This window comes from Marinobacter sp. MMG032, assembly GCF_040112695.1.
Taxonomy (GTDB): Bacteria; Pseudomonadota; Gammaproteobacteria; order Pseudomonadales; family Oleiphilaceae; genus Marinobacter; species Marinobacter salsuginis.
In genome coordinates, this window is record NZ_CP157802.1 from 588,056 (window position 1) to 605,892 (window position 17,837).

At 56.8% G+C, this 17,837-nt stretch carries 15 protein-coding genes; 4 read left to right on the forward strand and 11 right to left on the reverse strand.

Translation table 11 applies throughout. The features are described 5' to 3' along the window. Positions 1-10 precede the first annotated feature (10 nt). Positions 11-9,838 (reverse strand): DUF6603 domain-containing protein, encoded by a 9,828-nt coding sequence (locus ABNF92_RS02680; protein WP_349343366.1) that lies wholly within the window; start codon positions 9,836-9,838, stop codon positions 11-13. A gap of 1 nt (position 9,839) precedes the next feature. Then, the gene (locus ABNF92_RS02685) at positions 9,840-10,436 is read right to left on the reverse strand and encodes a hypothetical protein (RefSeq protein WP_349343367.1); all 597 of its coding nucleotides are present in this window, start codon (positions 10,434-10,436) and stop codon (positions 9,840-9,842) included. A 316-nt stretch (positions 10,437-10,752) separates the two neighbouring features. Between ABNF92_RS02685 and ABNF92_RS02690 the strand changes: the two genes are divergently transcribed. The 3 genes from ABNF92_RS02690 (at position 10,753) to ABNF92_RS02700 (ending at position 12,597) form a co-directional block, all read left to right on the forward strand. Beyond that, positions 10,753-11,004: a type II toxin-antitoxin system prevent-host-death family antitoxin gene (locus tag ABNF92_RS02690; protein ID WP_230706949.1), complete on the forward strand. Its 252-nt coding sequence runs from the start codon at positions 10,753-10,755 to the stop codon at positions 11,002-11,004. Continuing rightward, positions 11,001-11,255: a Txe/YoeB family addiction module toxin gene (locus ABNF92_RS02695; protein ID WP_349343368.1), complete on the forward strand. Its 255-nt coding sequence runs from the start codon at positions 11,001-11,003 to the stop codon at positions 11,253-11,255. The genes ABNF92_RS02690 and ABNF92_RS02695 overlap by 4 nt, the downstream gene beginning before the upstream one ends. Positions 11,256-11,643: 388 nt before the next feature. Further along, positions 11,644-12,597: an IS110 family transposase gene (locus tag ABNF92_RS02700; protein ID WP_349343369.1), complete on the forward strand. Its 954-nt coding sequence runs from the start codon at positions 11,644-11,646 to the stop codon at positions 12,595-12,597. 29 nt (positions 12,598-12,626) lie between these two features. On the opposite strand, the gene ABNF92_RS02705 is transcribed toward ABNF92_RS02700, so the two are convergent. The 3 genes from ABNF92_RS02705 to ABNF92_RS02715 form a co-directional block, all read right to left on the reverse strand. Continuing rightward, positions 12,627-12,956 carry an SMI1/KNR4 family protein gene (locus ABNF92_RS02705; protein ID WP_349343370.1) on the reverse strand — a complete coding sequence of 110 codons (330 nt, stop codon included), beginning with the start codon at positions 12,954-12,956 and terminating at the stop codon, positions 12,627-12,629. A gap of 82 nt (positions 12,957-13,038) precedes the next feature. Continuing rightward, positions 13,039-13,341, reverse strand: a complete 303-nt coding sequence (locus ABNF92_RS02710) for a type II toxin-antitoxin system RelE/ParE family toxin (protein ID WP_136629746.1) — start codon at positions 13,339-13,341, stop codon at positions 13,039-13,041. Then, a complete protein-coding gene (locus ABNF92_RS02715; RefSeq protein ID WP_136629747.1) occupies positions 13,329-13,586 on the reverse strand; it encodes a type II toxin-antitoxin system Phd/YefM family antitoxin in 258 nt (85 codons plus the stop codon). The genes ABNF92_RS02710 and ABNF92_RS02715 overlap by 13 nt, the downstream gene beginning before the upstream one ends. A 171-nt stretch (positions 13,587-13,757) precedes the next feature. Here ABNF92_RS02715 and ABNF92_RS02720 point away from each other — a divergent pair, with 171 nt between their 5' ends. Continuing rightward, complete coding sequence (locus ABNF92_RS02720) at positions 13,758-14,897, forward strand: IS110 family transposase (protein WP_349343371.1); 1,140 nt, start codon at positions 13,758-13,760, stop codon at positions 14,895-14,897. A 369-nt stretch (positions 14,898-15,266) separates the two neighbouring features. Here the strand turns inward: ABNF92_RS02720 and ABNF92_RS02725 are convergent, their stop codons facing one another. From ABNF92_RS02725 to ABNF92_RS02750, 6 genes are all read right to left on the reverse strand, one after another. Then, positions 15,267-15,815: a hypothetical protein gene (locus tag ABNF92_RS02725; protein WP_349343372.1), complete on the reverse strand. Its 549-nt coding sequence runs from the start codon at positions 15,813-15,815 to the stop codon at positions 15,267-15,269. A gap of 171 nt (positions 15,816-15,986) precedes the next feature. Next, positions 15,987-16,409, reverse strand: coding sequence for a hypothetical protein (locus ABNF92_RS02730; protein ID WP_349343373.1), 423 nt, complete (start codon positions 16,407-16,409; stop codon positions 15,987-15,989). Between the two features lie 81 nt (positions 16,410-16,490). Further along, entirely contained in the window at positions 16,491-16,754 is a 264-nt protein-coding gene (locus ABNF92_RS02735; protein WP_349343374.1) for a Txe/YoeB family addiction module toxin, read from the reverse strand. After that, positions 16,751-16,993, reverse strand: coding sequence for a type II toxin-antitoxin system Phd/YefM family antitoxin (locus ABNF92_RS02740; RefSeq protein WP_349343375.1), 243 nt, complete (start codon positions 16,991-16,993; stop codon positions 16,751-16,753). The genes ABNF92_RS02735 and ABNF92_RS02740 overlap by 4 nt, the downstream gene beginning before the upstream one ends. 95 nt (positions 16,994-17,088) lie before the next feature. Then, the gene (locus ABNF92_RS02745) at positions 17,089-17,364 is read right to left on the reverse strand and encodes a YrhK family protein (RefSeq protein WP_349343376.1); all 276 of its coding nucleotides are present in this window, start codon (positions 17,362-17,364) and stop codon (positions 17,089-17,091) included. A 62-nt stretch (positions 17,365-17,426) separates the two neighbouring features. After that, positions 17,427-17,774, reverse strand: a complete 348-nt coding sequence (locus tag ABNF92_RS02750) for a 4a-hydroxytetrahydrobiopterin dehydratase (RefSeq protein WP_053114935.1) — start codon at positions 17,772-17,774, stop codon at positions 17,427-17,429. Positions 17,775-17,837 lie beyond the last annotated feature (63 nt).

Genomic DNA, 17,837 nt, shown 5'->3' on the forward strand with positions numbered 1-17,837 from the left:
CTGCCCGGCGTTAATCTTCCTGTGCCGGCACCCACTCGATCTCGCAGTTACTGCCACCAACGGCGCGTAGTCTTGAAACCGTTGCCGGCAATCCTTTCTCGGCGATCAGTTCAGCCATTGCCTCAGCCGATGCATTCGCCCCGATCATACCCGCAATTTCACGGGCGCCTCCCTGCAGGGCCCGAACGGAAACACCGGAGTGACCGGCAATGGTATTGATTTCAAACAACAGCACCGAGCGTGCCCCGGCCTGAACAACCACCGGCTGAACCGGCTGCCTGCGGTGCCGGGCACCGTGCAGTTCTATTTCCACATCACTGGCAGACCGACCCTCACCGGCTTTCAGAATCACACCAACACAGGTAACGGTGTGATCGAACCGGGTGGACACGGCAGCCGCACCGCGCACCACATCCTGGGCGAGATGCCATCCCACGGAGGCTCTTCCGGCTGTGCCGTTCAGCGACAGAACGCATCCGGCCCCCAGCGCTGATCGCCCGGTCAGGCGAATCAGTCTGGATTGATCGTGCCAGCCCACAATTCTCAGACCGGTGGGGCGACCATCGCCTCCACCACTGGCCTGGACGGCAATCGTCGCAGTGTGTTTCGGGACGGAGATCTGGCGATCCTGAACCTGTTCATCGGCAACCACAGCACCGTTGCCCAATAACATGACTACTCGTGCCGCGCCGGTGATCTTGAGTTCAGGCCGGGTATCGTCCCCATCAATTGCGGCATCCGGAGATCGCATGGTGACAATATCGCCGGGGCGGAGTTTGCTACCGGGCGCCTGGGGAACCGGTCCAGCTTCTGTCCCGAGGCCCTTTACATAGGCGGCCCCCGCACCCGAGCCAACCCGGCCGCCGAGATACGTCTGGCTGGCGCTGGTAACGCTGGTGCGAGGTACAGAGCCGCGAACAACGACCGTCAGATCGTTGAAGCTGGACGGAGCATGGGTTGTGTTCAGTTTGATCGGCAGGCTGCGGCCCAGTCGGCCGCGAACAGATTCGGTGGACGGTGCCGGGCGGCGCTTGATGCGTTTGTCCGCAACGGTTGTGGTCGCATCCCGCAGGGCCACGCCTGCCCCGTTGCTCATGAATCCGGTCACGAACGGCTTCGTTGGTTTGATGACCCGGGGGCTCTCATCCAGAGACATGAAGGCGGTCGAACCGTTGCTGGCATTCGAGGCCTCCAGGCCATCCATCAGTGTTCCAAACATGGGTGGCGCGGTGCGGGAGTTCTCGTAGATAGCCTGCGCTTTGGCGCTGCGCTGCCCTGTGGCCAGCAGCCCCTCGGGTAACGCGCCGGTACCGTCCGCAAACAGATACTTCCGGGCTTCAATAAAGGCTTCCTCAATGCTCGCGCTCTCGGCAACAACTCCCAAAGCGGTGGCCCGGTTCAGGTTGTCGGCCCGCAACGTACCGGCGGCAGACAACGGCAGTGGGCGCCGGCCTGCTTCAACCCGGTAGTAATCGATTTCCGGGCCGGTTTGCGAACTCATGTCCGCCTCGGCAACCATCTTTAACCGGCTGCCGGCGAAAATAACGTCGCCTTTCGGAATGGGACTGGAAGGTTGCTCGGGATCTTCTGGCGGCCCCCAAACACCGATCGGGAAGGCTTCCAGGCCATAGGTAGGGCCTTCCTCGGCAGTCTTTTCGTCCTTCATGCCCTCCACCAGGGGGCGCAGGTCCGAGGTGCGGTCCGTCCAGGTGTTTCCAACCCTGCGCTCAAGGCGAATTTCCAACTCACCCTTCAACCCGGCGGCGTTCATGGGGCTCAACCCCATCGCTACCGCGGCGCCACTCGGCAATTTGGGCGTAATGTCCTTGTCGATGGCCGGGTTGTTGAAGTCAAACCGGGTGACCGGGCCGGTTGCGACAACCGACACTTCGAACTCCGCGAAGACTTCGAAGGGCCGCTCATAACTACCGTCACTGGAGGGTGCAGAGGTTTCACCCTCCGTGGAAGCGGGCAAAGCCCCCTTACCCGCTGCCCCGGAGAGAGTCCGCGCCCGGCCCGGCGCCGTTTCTTCCAGATACTTGGGTACGAACTCATCCCAACCCACGAATATGCCGCGAATCTCGCGGGAACTGCCGAACTTCACCTTGATGTCGCAAGGACCCACTTCGATGGTCGCTTTACCCCGGAAATCAGGCCCCTCGACCTCAATACGTGCACCAAGGCTGATGCTGATTCGAATGGTGCCGAGGAACGTTTTTATCTTTACTCCGGCGGAAATGCGGGCGTAGGCGTCCGCCATGAAGTAGAACGGATCGAAATAGACAATGGCGTTCGCACCAAAGGCAATGCGGGCCCAGGCGAAGCCAAAGTCGGCACTGACCTCCACTTCCACCCCTGCCATCAAGGCTTCCGATGTGAGGGCAAAGTAAGAGCCACCCTTGATCACAATGGCGTTGGACACCCGCCATTGCAGGCCCAACCTGGCAACAATCGGATACCCCTCACGCTGAAAGCTGGGGTGATAGCCGCCCAATGTCAGAACGAACTGGCCGGCATTGGGGCCGAGCCACCAGGTAGCAAAAGCAAAGCCCCCTGTAAGGCGAACCTCGGGGTACAGCAGCCAGCTATTGTCGGTAAGCTGCGCCTGTATCAGGAACAGCCCCTCGGAGGACGAGAACCGGGCAAGCAACCCCAACTCAATGGATACGAGTGCGGCCTGGGGCCTGGGCAAAGCCATTCGAGCCAGGCCAAAGAGATTGAGTTCCAACCCGTTGCCGACGGAAACCGACAACACGGCGACACCATCCACCAGAGAAAAGCTGGTAAAACTGATGCCGGCGGCAAACCAGAAGTTACCCGGCTCCGGAGGGAAGTACTCGGCAAGCTTTCGCAACTCCTCCAATGGATCGGAGGAGACGCTCGCCGCTGGATCCAGAGCCTTGATGAAGGGGTATTCGCCAAACTTTGACAGGTCATCCGGAACGCGTAGCCCCCGTTTGATGCCCAGACCGCCCCCAATGCCGGTCAGGAAGAAAGCGGGAGGGCCACCAATGGGGCCTTGAATGGCACCGAAGACAAAGAACGAAGGCAGCCCTTTGTCGTCGCTGTATCCGCCGAACAGGGAGAGTCCATACACCCCGAAACGACCCATTAGCATTCCGACGTAGCCGATCTGTCCGTCCAGGTCTGTTTTCAGAAGACCACCAGCGATAGACAGACCACTGAAGTCCCCGGAAACACCCAAGCCCTTCAAATCGACCGCCCAGTTGGTCAACTCGAAGACGTCACCGCCGAGCCAGTGCAGGCCAAGTTCCTCAACCGATGCCGTTAGCCCGAACAGTGAGACGCGCGCATCGAACAGCAGCGAAATCCCGGTAACGGAACCATCAACTTCGGTGACATCAAAACCGAATTGCTCCAGGTAAAGCGGGCCCAACTGTCTCTGGATCGCCAGCCACCAGGGGCCAGGCGGATCCCCTGCCCGCAATGAAATGCCAAGGGCGCCGCCCGGGTTCTTCTGAATCGCCAACGCCGGGCTGAAGGCAGGACGGGCCGAGGGCGACGCATCATTTCCGGCGTCGCTCATGATGTTGTTGGCAACCGCATTGTCGCCGCCGGCCGCCGAGGGCACGATGGCCAGCCCATCAAGCTGAACCTGAACGCCGCCGCCTAACCCTGCCGGCACGGCCTCGCCGTATAAATGAACGCCGATGGCGTCGATACTCATAATACCCAGGTTCAGCAAAGGCCCTGCGTTTTTGCCAACGCGAACGCCCAGACCGGCAATGGAGAAACCCGCATTCAGTTGAAAATCGCTGCCGACCTTTTCAACGAGCAAGATCGACAAACCCGGCGCGATTCCGGGCGACGTCACCCAGTTGGCGACCACTTCGAGATCCACCGTCGGGTCGCTGCCGCCGAGCGAAATGCGTTCGCCCGGGGGCAAAGACACGAAGATGCCAGCAAGATCGCCGTTTCGTGTGAAGCCGACATCCACTTTGCCATCAATGGTAATTTTCAGGTTGTGGTCGGCCAGGTTGAAGCCGAGCTGGAACAGGCGCTTCAACAATGCTTCCGGGTCGACGATGTCGTCAAACAGGGTGGGATCCAGAGTTGGTGTGCCACCGGTGAACAGAACATCCTGCAGTGCATCAACCGCATCCGTTCCCAATGTACCAAGCGCTTCCAACGTGACACCGGCTGCCATGGAGACAGCCTGGGACAGGAGCGCCAGGGCCACAGCAGCGGGCTCGTTGTCTTCGGTTTCACCGGACGGTGACTCTTCAACAACAACTACCCGCGGCGGCGTCTGATTCAACGCCCACCGGAACTGAACGGACTGGTCACCCGTGCCATCAGTGACGAGACCAAGGGCGGCCATTCGGGAGAAACCGGCGCCGGACACGCCGGCTTCAATTTTCGCGACAGGGCGAAGAATCAAACCATTGCCAACGTCGAAGCCGCTTGCCACATAGGAGACAGCAACGGCTACGCCGCTCGCGCTGAGTCGCACCCGGTCGAATCCGACCGTTCCGACATCCGCGATTAAAAGAGCCGCGGCCAGTTCAATGGCAGGGCCCGTGGGGCTGGCATCCAGAGTGATCTCCACGGGGTCCGTGCTGCCCAGTGACAGTCGACAGATTCCCGTCGCAGGCGTCGATGTCGAAACGACTGTGCCTGCAGGGTCGAGAGCATTGGCCAACTGCGAAATTGCGGTAACAACCAGATTGGGCAGGCGGGATAAAAGTACCCCGGCGGGGTCTGCGGCAAAGGTCTGAATTCTGGCGTCGGCAAACTGATTGGATTCCAGAAGATCCAATGCGCTGCCCAACTCAAAGACTGCCATAGCCACATTTTTTTGCAGCGACGGCGTCGGGTTGGCCCTTTCGGCAATCAATGCGTTAAGCGCGACCGGGATGGCCATACCTGCGCCAGTCGCCAGAAGTGATCCCAGGCCCGGTCCCGAAGGGTAAATCTGCATGGGCGCTGCTGGGGCAGCCGGCAGGAGGTCGATGCGAACATCTGGCGAGAGGGAGATAGCAACGCCCTTCCCATCAAAGGTCGCCGAACTGGAAACGAGGGTGCCAATCGAGCCGTTGGTGGCAATGGACAGGCCGCCGCCCAGGCTGATGATGACCGGAGTTGCGCCCAATGAATGACTGGTTTCGATGGCGACGTCCACATTCAGTCGGTCTGAGGCCACCCCGTAGGTGACGGACACCTCATTACTGAAATCGAATCGGCCCTCGGTGAAGCCGGGTATCAACAACTGGCCGAGCGCATCGAACACCTGAATCGCCTGGCCAAACGGGTCGGCCTTCCAGGGTGCAGCGCCTGCCTTCAGCCAACCCACCGGGTCCATAAACAGCGCCCAGGGCAGCAACACCCTGCGTGAGGGCAATTCAGAAGGCGGCGCCAGCAAATCCAGGCCATCCATAATCACCTCAATGGCGACCCTTGCATCGTCAGAAGCGGTTTCGCGGAGGTGATCAACCAATCCCGCCAGAAGCGTTGACGGAATGAACGACGCGCCCAGTTTCACCAGCGTGGCCTGCTCGGAAGTGCTTAGCGATGACAGAAGATTGATTGACGTCGCGGACAACGAACCGGGAGTTTGCCAGGCAATAGTCAGGGCGGGTGAAACTCCGCCCGTAGCAGCACTGGCTTCAAGCTCAAGACCGCCCACATCCGGCTCGATTGCGCCGATGGAGCCGGAGATGGACGCCGAGGATGCGGAAGCAAATAGCGTCAGGCCCAGTGGAACAAGGTCTGCCGCCACATGGCTTACGTCCAGTGCAAGGGCGCGGGAGTTCAGATCGACGGCAATGGTTGCCGCATCGAGTGCCCAGGATATCTCGGCGCCTGCGCCACCAAATCCTCCAAGCGCCCTGAGTGCGCCGGCAAGGCTGGCCGGAGATGCATCGACGGCCGCGTTGATTGCCGCACTGGCATCCAGGATAAGCTGATCAAAACCTTCCGGATCATAACCACCTCCGGCAACCAGCCCGATGTCGGCAAGCAGTTGGCTGAGATCCGGAGATGCCGAAGCCAGGCGCCCCACAACTTCGGCCAGAATCAAATGAACCTCAGACGTGGGCAAGCTTGGCGAGGCTACGCCAGCCCCGTTTTCAATCACCCACTGGTCCCGCCGCACCCCGAAGCAGTTGGCCTCGTGCAGAACTATCCGGGCGCCAGATACCCACGTGCTACCGGCCAAGGGCAGGCACAACCGGGCAGATACCCAGCGCACCTCAATGTCGTTCTGGCCGGCGCCCGGGCCACCAACAAGCCAACCATCCGGAACACCGAAATGCAGATCCAGGATGACCTGCCTGTCTGTTTGCACCTCAAAACCATCGCCACCGGGGCCGCGATCGCAGGTCGCCAGTTCAAGAATGGCCCCTGCCCCGAGGAAGACGCCGCCGAGATTGGCATCGATAACCGGCAGATCCACGCCCGCGTGCAGTTTGGTTGGTGGCGTTGCCGGAGGTTCATAGGTTTCGTGGCGGTAGGCAATGGCACCGGCGACCGTTGCAGCAAGCCCCGTCTCCAGGGCTTCGGCGTCAAGGGCACCGAAAACCGCGTCTACCGGAAGGCCGGCCCGGATTGGTTGCTGGTCCGCCCGCAAAAGCTCATCAAAGCTGTCGGGTGTTAAACCAGCTGCCAGGGACGCCCGGTCAAGAACATAGCCAAACTGCAGGAGGGCGTTGGATTCTCCGGCAATCTCCTCTTCGTTAATCGTCTCGGGCTCTGGTCGCTGGAGCTGCAAGAGGAGCCGCAAGGCATCGCCGCTCAACCCGGACAACAAGCCATTCAGGGAAACCGGCGCCCAGGGAGAGCCTACCGTTACCAACCGATCAATCGCAGTGATCGTACTCGCCGCCTTGATAGCAGCCGCCCCTGCAGAACCGAAGGCAACAATCGTTATGGGCGTGGCCCTATCCTGCAACACCTCGATCAGGCGCTGGCATTGCTCGTCTATGGCACCACGATCCGGTCTCGCTGCCGCGGCTGTTGCTGGATTCGGCAGGCAAATGGACCAGTGTCCGTTGGCGGACGTCGGAACGCCAGGCCCGCTGACCTCTCCCCGAACATCCAGGCTATCGCTTCCGAAACAGGTACTCCAGAGGTCCTCACAGCCCACGTAAACCACCGCATCCTGTGCGCTTCCGAAAGCTTCCTGGGGCAACAGGTTGATGGCACCGAATGCCACGAGCTCACGATAGCTCAAGCCTTCAATGTCGACGCCATTCACACCGGTTGGCAGCGACGCTGGGCGGCCGATCAGGCCGTCGGTGCCGGTGAAGCGATCGATTAACGCCTGAAAGCCCTCGTCCAGCCGGTTCCGGCCCGTCATCAGATCGGCGAACTCCGGAAGCTCGGTACCTGCCGCCCGAATAGCTTGTGCAATGGAGGCCAACTCCGTCGGCTCGCTGGAATCGAAATTGCCGGCTGGAGGCTGATACCGCCCGCGGTGGATGTCGCAGCCAGGGTCCAGCCACACCGCAACGCCCGGCGCCCTGAGGGCAGCGGCTATGGCGGCTCGATAGGGCGTGCTTTCATTGCCATTGCCCAGCGGTGCCCACTGGCGGAAACCACTGAACAGATATGAGAGCGGGCTCATCGCCACCCGAACATTGCTGCAATTCAGTACCAGATCACCCATCCAGGATTTAAGAGCTGCTTCCGGGTCGCTCAAAAGCTGCTCAATGGACAGGCGGGCCCCCTCGCCGTTCCAGCCAACCAGGTCAGTAAGCGCGGTGATAATCGGCGAGCCCAGGCGCCGAAGCAACGCGGCAACGGCATTTTCGATGGCACCCCAATCCGGGCTGAAGCGGACCGTGCCACCGCTACTGAACTCCGGCAGCGGCAACGGAACTTCGATGGTTGAACTGTCGGATGCATCGACCGCCTCAACTTCGACTGACAGGTCTGGCGCATCCACACGCACGGCAAAGCCCGTTGAAGCCCCCCAAACCACCGAGGCACCAATCGACCGGGCCGAGACATCAACCTGCCCCATATCCAGCCTGAGATCAGACCCATTGGCTTCCCGAAGCCGGGTACCCGCGTTTATTCGGCTCAGGAACTCCGCGTTCGGCGCCGCAAAATTCAGCCGCAACAGCCTTGCACTGACAAAAACGTCTGATCGCTTGTCGTCCAGTACAGTGTTTTCGAGGCGAGCTTCCAAATCAAAATTGACCCAGTCACCGTCGATCGAAACCTCAAGCGCTACAGGGTCCAGATCAATACTCCAGGGATCCGCTGCCGTGCCAGTGCCGGAAACACTGGTTGAGTTACCGGTGATGAGTTCCTGGGTTGAGGTTAAAACAACCGCCATGGCTGCCGGCGAGGCAGCGAGTGAATTCCAGTAGGCGGCCGTTTTGCCTAGTGGGTCGGTCAGGAGTTCGATCGCTGAAGGGCCGGAGATGCCGGTGGGCGGATCAAGCCCCAGCAGTTGGGAACAGATTTCGCCGGGGCGACCGAGAGTGGCCAAGGCCGAAACCAGCGCGCCGTCCACCAGGCTCTCGGCGGCGTCCAGCGCAGCATCGGGAGACGACAGATCCAATAACTCATGATTGGTGCCGCCGAGCGTAACGTTATGAGCGGTCAATGCAAAAGCCGGTTTGCCCGCGGCCAGAGTAATACCGGTTTTGATTGACCCAATTGCTGGATCGCCCGCAAGCAGCGGCGACCCCATGCCCGCTGCCTGCCCGAACACCGCAAGAAGCGACAAATTCGGCACGGCTTTGATACTGCCATCCAGGGTTGCCAGGGTCAGCAGGTCCGCCTGCGCCTTCACTTCCGCGCCGGCCTGAGGTCTGAGCGAACCCTCCAGCCAGGGGGTGATGATCAATCCCCCGGCAGCTGACGACGCCACACGCAAACCAGCGGCTCCGGCCAATGATCCGTCGCTGAACTCAATGGCGCTTCGGCCAGAATTGACGGTTCCGCCCAGCAGCGCGGCCCACTGGCCGAGCCAGGCATTGCGAGCAGGCGCGGAAGAAAGGATGGATTCAATCCAGCCGGTCACCGCAGACACGCCATTTGAAATCAGGGACTCCAGCGGAAATGGCGGAATATTCGGAACAGACCGTAAACCCGCCAAACCGGTGAGCGCCGCAAACGGTGCGGTTGCCGGATTGGTGGTGTCGAGCGCCTCGGCCTGCGCCTGTATCAGGCCCGTCATGAATTCCAGAAAGTCGGAGCCCAGCTCGTTAATGTTATCCACGGTGAGCTCAAAATCCCTGGGTGCATTGGTTCCGGGAAGCTGAAGCCGCTCAAACCCTAGACTGAATTCCAGATCATCAGCGGGGCTGGTTGGAACGTCCACGCCCACGGCTACGGCGCCAATAAAGAGGTCCCCCGGCGCAGGAGCATCGTTGGAAATGATGACTCTGATCGCCAGTTCGATGTGCGCGTCGTCCCGGCCCAACACCAGCCAATCGGGTTGCGCCCCGGAAATATCCAGCGCTCCCGCGCCCTCCCGTTCGAACTGGAACACCGGAACATGGGCGCTCACAGAGATTGCAGGCAACGAGCTACCGCTGTCGTATTCAATGCCAAACCCTACTCTGGCGCCGTTGTCGGCCTCATCAACCACTACGAAAATGGTTGCACCGGAGTCCCTGAAAAGCGGGACCCAGACAGCTCTCCCTTGCTCTTCCCTGTCTGGCGCTCCCAGCACGTCGTCGACAAACGCAATCAGTGCCTCTCGCTGCTCATCGAGGTACATCATCGAGCTGAGACCGCGCTTGCTGCCGTTGGGATTGCCCAGTGGGTCCTGGAACCAATCACCCTGTAGTTCGCCATCGCGGGTCAGGCCAACGGCTTCCGCCAGCGTGCCAAATACGTCGAGATTCTGATCAGCACCCATGTCAGACTCCCGGCATCAGTGAAAACCGGGCAACGGGCTGCACCAGCATTTTATTCGGCGCTGCGGCAATAGCGCCGGGTACAAGCGGCAATCCACGCTTATCGTTACCAACCTCTGCGCAGAGCACAGAAGCCACCTCAAGCACGGATTCCCAGGCGAATGCCTGAATTGGATCCCGCCAGGCCAGTATCAGCTCTTCCGGGCCCTCCAGGTCTTCGAACGTGGACATTACAAGACCGCTCGGCGACTGTTTGGTGCCAACACCAATCGGTACCGGAATGCGAAGCTTTCCATGCTCCTCGCACTTCGCCGTCACCGTTACGGTGATAACGCCGCTGGAGAATTGAATACGGGTTTGATCGCTGTGGATGAGCAGCTCGCTGTCGCCTTTGGTCCAGACAACCAGCGGCGTGCTGTTTCTAGGAAGGTCCAGAACAAGGCGAACCACTTCCGAAAGCAAACGCTGAACGTCTTTGCCGGGAACAGTCAGCAGGTCTGGAGACAGGTCGCCGACATCAAGCAGGACGTCAGCATCTATGCGGTTAAGCCAATCGAATTGGGAAAAATCGACGGTAGTAAATCGGGTGGAAGTTGCCATAGCGATCCCTCGCAGCGATTGTCTTGCGCAGGTTTCGAGACCGGCCGGAAAAACATCCATATTCTCCGTGGTAGCCGGACTGCAGCATCAAAACCCTGTTGCGTAAATTTGAGCCGAAAGGCCCATGGAAACAGCAAACAGCGTCATGAATTCAAGCTATGACATAGAGGAGTATAGGCAGGGACAAGGAGGGTGCAAAAAATTGGAGAAAATTAATTCACATATGCACATAAAACATACACAGTGGCGCCGATTGTTAAATCCTTTGGCGTACGGTATGCTGAACATGTTCAACATCCTGTACAGGAGAAACCTCATGGATGCCATTAGCTACACAGCCGCTAGAACCAATCTAGCAAAAACCATGGAGCAGGTCTGTGAAGACCACTCCCCTGTGATCATCACCCGGAGCAAGTCGCAGTCAGTGGTAATGATCTCCCTCGAGGACTACGAGGCACTGCAAGAAACCGCATACCTTCTGCGCTCACCAAAAAGCGCACGGCGTTTGCTGGAATCCGTTGCCGAGCTGGAGCGAGGCGGTGGTCAAGAAAAGGAACTTCTTGAATGAAACTCATCTTCTCCGAGAACGCCTGGGAGGACTATCTATACTGGCAGAAAACCGACAAAAAGATTCTTAACCGAATCAACAAGCTGATCAAAGAGACTAAAAGAGAGCCTTTCGAAGGTGTTGGTAAACCAGAGCCCCTCAAACACAGCCTCGGCGGGTACTGGTCTCGCCGAATCAATGAAGAACACCGAATAGTTTACAAAGTCACGGATGACGCTTTACTTATCGCCCAACTCCGGTATCACTACTGATTTAACGGCCCGAAGCTTGAACGCCAGGGTGTAACGGTCGTAGTTTCTTTTGCGAGTCTGTCCCATGATGGGCCCCTATTAGTGTTCGATAAAAGACCGTCCACTAAAGAGGTGCAAGATCAGCGCCCTGACAAGGGCGTCCGGTGGAGGCCGCAGGCCGGAACAAACTACAACAACTTGTATGGATAATTCCCACCGAGAAATTGGGTAAAGTGAGGCCCAGGCGCTAGCTGCAACTAGCGCTTCCTGGTCAGTAGTTCGCTGCAGCGCAGGTTCCTCTGTCGAGAGACCGTTAACAAGTGAGAACGCTGGCCAGGTCTCCAAGCTTTTCAACTCGGATAGTCAACTGGGCCTCGAGCCCGTATTAGCAAGGCAGAGTCAGCTTATTATGGATAATCAGCACACGCAAAAAGAGATCAACGTCGGTGTGGACACCGGCAAGTTTCAGCTCGATTTTTACGTTCGCCCACTAGGCATTGCGTTCACTGTTCCCAACAACGAAGCGGGCATTAAAGAAGCGGTGGCGACACTCAAAAAGCATAGTCCAACCCGCATCATTATCGAAGCCACAGGGCGTCTAGAGCATGCATTCGTTTGCGCCTGCGCAAAGGCCAATCTTCCTTTCGTCATCTCCAACCCCATTCACATCAAGGGATTCGGTAAAGCTATTGGCCGTCTTGCCAAAACCGACCGTCTGGATGCCAGCCTCATCGCTCACTATGGCGAAGCGGTTCAACCACGCCTCTCCAAGCTGCGGCCTGACGTCCTGCAGCAACTGAGCGATTTACTGTCTCGACGTCGCCAGTTACTAGCCATGCAAACGATGGAAAAGAATCGATGTCAGATCATGCCCAAGGCGTTGGCCAGCACAATCAAACCCATCCTGACCGCTTTGGCCAACCAAATTGCGAAGGTCGACCAGAAACTCCAGTGCCTCATCGAAAGCTGTGACGATTACAGGGCTAAGAATGACATCATTCAAAGCATGCCGGGCATCGGCAAGGTCGTTGCTCTCAGCTTAATCAGCAACATGCCGGAACTCGGTTATATCTCCAACAAGGAGGCAGCCGCTCTAATCGGCGTGGCCCCTATGAATAAGGAGAGTGGCAAATATCAGGGGCAACGAAAGATCCGTGGCGGGCGCGCCCAGATACGCACCGTTATGTACATGGCGATGATGTCCGCCATCCAGTGTAATCCTGTATTCAAAACCACCTACAACAAGTTACTCGCCGCTGGGAAGACCAAGAAATCGGCCATCATCGCCTGTGTCAGAAAGATGATTATCATCCTCAATTCGATGGTGCGAGACGGAGCATTGTGGGATCCGAAAATGGGTTAGAAATTGGGGGTTGAAACCATAGTCACTTGTTAGGGCTTGGGGTCGATACCAAATCTCTTGGCAAATTCTGGGTCTACCCAAACCGACTCAACCTGACCAGGCTCCAACTCCATTTCTGACGGGGCTATACACCCAGCGATGAATTCATTAATAGACCGCGCGAGAACCGTAGATTCGCGAGTTTCGTGATCCCAAAAATGAACTTCTAGATTCGCTTGGACGAAATAATTCCCGCACTCATCTTCGGCGATCACATCTGATTCGGAAAGCTCCTCAGGAAGCGGCTCCGTAGTCTTCCGAATAATCCCGTACTCACTGCCACTACTAGATCTGAAGACTTTGCCGTAAATTTGCTTCATAAAGAAACGCCCTAACGCCGAAGCGCACCGGTGACTTTGGCATAGCGAAGCGGAGACAAAGGCATCCGAGTGACGCGCCTGGTTAGCTGCTCCCAAGCATGTACGCACGAAGCTGCCTCTCCTCTCGCATGACATAGAGGATGAGAACCCGCTTCTCATCCTCACGATAAAAAATACGACACGGTGGAACCACTACCTCCCTGTACACCGAATTGGGGAGTTCGGGAGGAATCCGCCCGGATTGAGGAAAGTTTTCCAAACGCTCGGTCTGATAGAAAACCTGTTGGACCAGATCGCTTGCGGCAGCAGGATTGTCTAGAGCAATGTACTCAGCGATGGCATCCAGTTCTTGAAGGGCGGGCTCTGTCCAGATTACTTCAGCCATTTACTCATTTTCTCCCTGGCCTCACTTCGGCTGTACGTTCTTCCCTCAAGTACAGCTCGCTCTCCTCGTGAGAGCCCCTCAAGCAGCTCAAGTCGGCGCTGCATAAACTCGTAATCCTGCACATCGACAAGGTATGCGGATGGCTGACCGTGCTCCGTGATCAGTATCGGCTCTTTAGACACATGCAGATCTGCCAGAATCTTTGTGGCTTGACGCTTAAGATTCGTAACAAGCTCAACTTTCATGGGCTCACCCTGATCCAAATTGATAGTGACACTATAGTATCACTTTACGAGTGAGGCAATCACAGCTAGACATTATGACTCCCCACTAGAGGGCTGCCCCCACCTCGTGGGTTAGCCTCAGCCAGAGCCATAATTTACGTGTTCACATGCGTAAAATCGGGGGGCAGCACCATGAAAAAACATAGCACACTGTTTATTGGCCTGGATACGCACAAAGACTCTATTGCCGTCGCCTACGCCACAGATTCCCGAACAGAACCGGTCACTTACCTCGGGGCCATTGGTACCCAACATTACGCCATCCGCAAGATGGTCCGACAATTTGAGTCCCGGAATCCAGGGTGTCAGCTTCAGTTTGTGTATGAAGCCGGCCCCTGCGGTTACTGGCTCTTCCGCCTGCTTTCAAGCTGGGACTATCCTTGCTTTGTGGTCGCACCGTCACTGATTCCGAAGAAACCCGGGCAACAGGTGAAAACCGATAAACGCGACTGTATGCAGCTGGCTCAGTTGCTGCGCAATGGCGACATTGATCCCATCTACGTGCCAGAACCGGAAGACGAGGCCATTCGCGATCTGTCACGGGCCCGGGAAACCGCCATGTGGGATCTCAAGAATGCCAAGAGCCAGCTCAAGGCGTTCCTGTTGAGGCACGATATCCGATACGCTGGTACGGCCAACTGGTCGGCGGCACACATCCGATGGCTCTCGGAACTGGTCATGCCGACACCAGCCGAGAACACCGTGTTCCGGGAAATGCTCTACACCATTGTCGAACGCCACAAGCGTCTCGAACGGCTCGACAACGAACTCACCTACCAGGTGCGTCGATGGCGGTTCTACCCACTGGTCAAAGCCGTCCAGGCGCTACGAGGTGTTCAGTTGCTGGTCGCTACCAGCGTTGTCGCTGAACTGGGGGATCTCCAGCGCTTCGACAACCCCAGGAAACTGATGGCCTATGTCGGCCTGACACCCAGCGAACGATCCAGCGGCAACCGACGACGAATCGGCCCGCTCACCTGTGCCGGAAACAAGCGGGCAAGACGCATGCTGATCGAAGCGGCTCATGCCTATCGATACCCGGCCAAAACCTCCCGGATCTTGCAGCAGCGCCAGGAAGACTTGCCCAAGGCCATTGTGGAGAAAGCCTGGGATGCGCAGGTCCGACTCTGTCGACGCTATCGATCGCTGATGCAGCGACGTAAACATCGAAACGTGGTTGTGGCTGCCATTGCCAGAGAACTGGTCGGTCACATCTGGGCGATTGCCCGGGAAGTTGTGATCGCCAAACCCGATCCAAGGTTGATGCTATGACAACGATTATGGGACAGGACAGGCGCTTCAGGCCGCGGAGTGTGAAGCAACCCTCGACGCGCGTTAGGAAGCCTGGCTGAAGCCTCAGACCAGACGCTCGTTCCTAGACGGAGGACCGGCTTCACGACGGAAAAGTAAGGTGGTGAGAACCCACGGATATCAGCATGAGAACCGTCGACGATTACTGGCCTCAGCGTCTGTCCTGACCCGCCCTATATCAGCGGGAACCTAGCTCTGAAAAAACGGGCCTGGACTGGTACGTGCCTCTTGACGTGGGGAGTCATATCAACGCTTTTGTTTAGCGACGCCCATGTAGCGCAGCGAAATGGGCGTCCGGTGGAGGGCCGTGAGGCCCGTAACAAACTGGAACTACTGGTAATGAAGAGACTGCATCTCCTCCTTTATAAACTTTGCTGACCTTACCGGAAACGTTTGAACCAACATCATGACCGCAATGGCAAAGAAAAAGGCACCTAAGCCGACGAACATAAAGAACTGAACAATGCTGATTTCATCAATTTGCGCCGGGACGATGAGGGTTAGGAGCCCTAGAAGGGCCAAAATGCAGCCAAACACCAGGTTGAACAAAAATCCCGCTTGGTCAAACCACGTCAACTTTACCTTGAGCTCGGAATCCTTATATTCTAGATGCGTTAGTGCTCTCTTAAAATGAAAAAATCCAAGGTTTCCTTTCGTTTTCTTGTGCAGACTAATAATTGCCTCTCTGAACTCCTTTTCGAGCCGCAGCCCAGTAGCAATCTTGAAATGCTCTGTAGCAAGCTCATCTTTCAAATGCTCTTTTGTCAGGCCATCCACATGCTCGCAACTCAGAGCCTCAGATATCTTCACAATCTTCGCGCGCTTTCTTTCTTCGAGGTAGTCCGCGATTTTCTTATAGTTAAAGATAATAGCAACCACGACTATTATCACCGATAACCAGTATGTTGCCTTCCTCAACGCTTGAGACAATCCGATCTAAGAATTCGAGATCCATGTTTACTACCTTTCTCCTTCATAACGCTGAAATAAGCGGCGCCCGACTAGGGCGTGCAGTGGAGGCCAAAGGCCGGAACGAAATTGATTGACTTGTTACTTGTTACCAGCGATTTCCTCCAAGACGCTTCTAATGCGGGAGTGATCGCTTTTCACGAGCGCGTAACCACCAAAAGTTAATAGGCCACAGGCAAAAAAGCCAAATAACGAGAAGCCTTGAGCAAACATTATTGCAACGCCCAGAGCACCAAAAGCTATTCCAACGCCAGTGGCAAAACTTACATCGCTGAATTTCCCGACGATGCAGGCTTTACCGTCTATTTCCTGAACAAAACCATCGAATCTCCCTCTTCCAGGGAAATGGAAGGGACCCGCCCTTCGAATCAACTGGATTCGCGATCCCTCTACGCGACCATCAATTTCTTTAGGTCGCGAGTACCAAGTTTCATACTCGACGAAACTTGCAGCTCTCGCGAGAATTGTGTCCTTGGAAAAATCAGAATCGCAGCGATAGTTCATACAAGTAACGCAAAGCTTTGCGGCTAGTTTGGAACCGCGAAGCGGTGGAAAAATCGTCCGCTAACAGCGGCTGGTTATGCATTATTCGTAGTGGCTCCAGAGTCTGAGGACTTTCACCACTTGCTCGTCCTCCAGTACTTGGTAGACCAGGCGATGCTGAATATTAATGCGGCGCGAATAGGCCCCCGCAAGATCACCAATTAGCTTCTCAAACTGAGGCGGCTTGCGGTAAGGATTTTCCGCTATTAGCGCTAACAGTTCCTGGGCTTTTGGTTTGAGGCCGCTGGAGGCCAACTTTTTTGCATCTTTCTGAGCCTGCTGGGTGTAAACCAACTTCCATGTCACCAGTCTAGCTCCTCATCGCATTTATCCACGGGGGTATCCATGCCCTCACGAATAGACTCCCGCATACCTGGTACTGAGAGTAGGTAAAGTGTTTCCTGAATAGCAGACCAGTCTTCTTCGGATACCAGAACGGCTTTGTTCCGCTTACCCATGATAACGATTGGTTGGTGGGACTCGGCGGTCTCGTCAATCAACCGATAAAGGTTGCTGCGCGCCTCAGTTGCTGTGATTCCGGTCATGACGCACCTCTTGCGTGTTCAATTTTTCACCAAGTGTACGCCTTTGGGTACGTACGTCAAGACGAACGCCTGTGCGGCAGAGACAAAGAGGACTTCTAACTCTCCCAGTTACTGGCTGGAATTCGCTTAACGTGAATGTGGCTGACAAGCCGGATGGTGGGGCGGATCAGGAACTGGAAGCTGCCAATGATAAACAGCCAGATGGCCGCTTTCTCGTATTCCGGGAAGAGGAACAGGATGCTCCCCACCAGAAACCAGATGGCGATGAAAAAGTCGTTGATGATACTGACCACTTCGTAGCGGCGCCGGATGATGAGCTCTTCCCTGCCGAGCTTCAGGGTCAGGGGGTTATCAGTGCGGTTTTCAACCATTCGTCTGGTGGTCTCCGGTCCGGAAGGAGCGCGGCGGAAGCCGGGTTCCGCCGCGATTGGGATTATTGCATGTCGTTGAAGGCAGCATCGGTTCTCGCTGCCAGGATAAAGTCGTTCTTGTGCAGGCCACCTATTTCGTGGCTCCACCAGCTTACGGCGACTTTACCATATTCCAGAACAATCACAGGGTGATGATCTTCCTCTTCGGCGAGCTCGCCAATCTTGGTTGTGAATTCGAGCGCCTTAACAAAGTTTTTGAGCTTGTAGACCTTATGGAGCTGCTCCTCACCGTCAATGTCCAGAATTTCCCAGTCTGGAACATCTTTGTGCAGCTGCTGCTTTTCTTCCTCGGTCGCTTTGGGCGCGTTCGGGCTGCAGGCTTCACAGCTGTGTGCTTTCAGGTCACTCATTTCAACCTCCATGGTTGATGGCCGTAGTACAAGCGTGGGTTGTGCCCTTCGCTTTATCAACCC

Excerpts from the sequence above, each read along its gene's own strand:
- ABNF92_RS02730 (WP_349343373.1), bottom strand. The coding sequence starts at position 16,409 with ATGAACTATCGCTGCGATTCTGATTTTTCCAAGGACACAATTCTCGCG.
- ABNF92_RS02700 (WP_349343369.1), top strand. The coding sequence starts at position 11,644 with ATGGATAATCAGCACACGCAAAAAGAGATCAACGTCGGTGTGGACACC.
- ABNF92_RS02715 (WP_136629747.1), bottom strand. The coding sequence starts at position 13,586 with ATGAAAGTTGAGCTTGTTACGAATCTTAAGCGTCAAGCCACAAAGATT.
- ABNF92_RS02680 (WP_349343366.1), bottom strand. The coding sequence starts at position 9,838 with ATGGGTGCTGATCAGAATCTCGACGTATTTGGCACGCTGGCGGAAGCC.
- ABNF92_RS02740 (WP_349343375.1), bottom strand. The coding sequence starts at position 16,993 with ATGACCGGAATCACAGCAACTGAGGCGCGCAGCAACCTTTATCGGTTG.
- ABNF92_RS02710 (WP_136629746.1), bottom strand. The coding sequence starts at position 13,341 with ATGGCTGAAGTAATCTGGACAGAGCCCGCCCTTCAAGAACTGGATGCC.
- ABNF92_RS02690 (WP_230706949.1), top strand. The coding sequence starts at position 10,753 with ATGGATGCCATTAGCTACACAGCCGCTAGAACCAATCTAGCAAAAACC.
- ABNF92_RS02705 (WP_349343370.1), bottom strand. The coding sequence starts at position 12,956 with ATGAAGCAAATTTACGGCAAAGTCTTCAGATCTAGTAGTGGCAGTGAG.
- ABNF92_RS02685 (WP_349343367.1), bottom strand. The coding sequence starts at position 10,436 with ATGGCAACTTCCACCCGATTTACTACCGTCGATTTTTCCCAATTCGAT.
- ABNF92_RS02750 (WP_053114935.1), bottom strand. The coding sequence starts at position 17,774 with ATGAGTGACCTGAAAGCACACAGCTGTGAAGCCTGCAGCCCGAACGCG.
- ABNF92_RS02695 (WP_349343368.1), top strand. The coding sequence starts at position 11,001 with ATGAAACTCATCTTCTCCGAGAACGCCTGGGAGGACTATCTATACTGG.
- ABNF92_RS02745 (WP_349343376.1), bottom strand. The coding sequence starts at position 17,364 with ATGGTTGAAAACCGCACTGATAACCCCCTGACCCTGAAGCTCGGCAGG.
- ABNF92_RS02720 (WP_349343371.1), top strand. The coding sequence starts at position 13,758 with ATGAAAAAACATAGCACACTGTTTATTGGCCTGGATACGCACAAAGAC.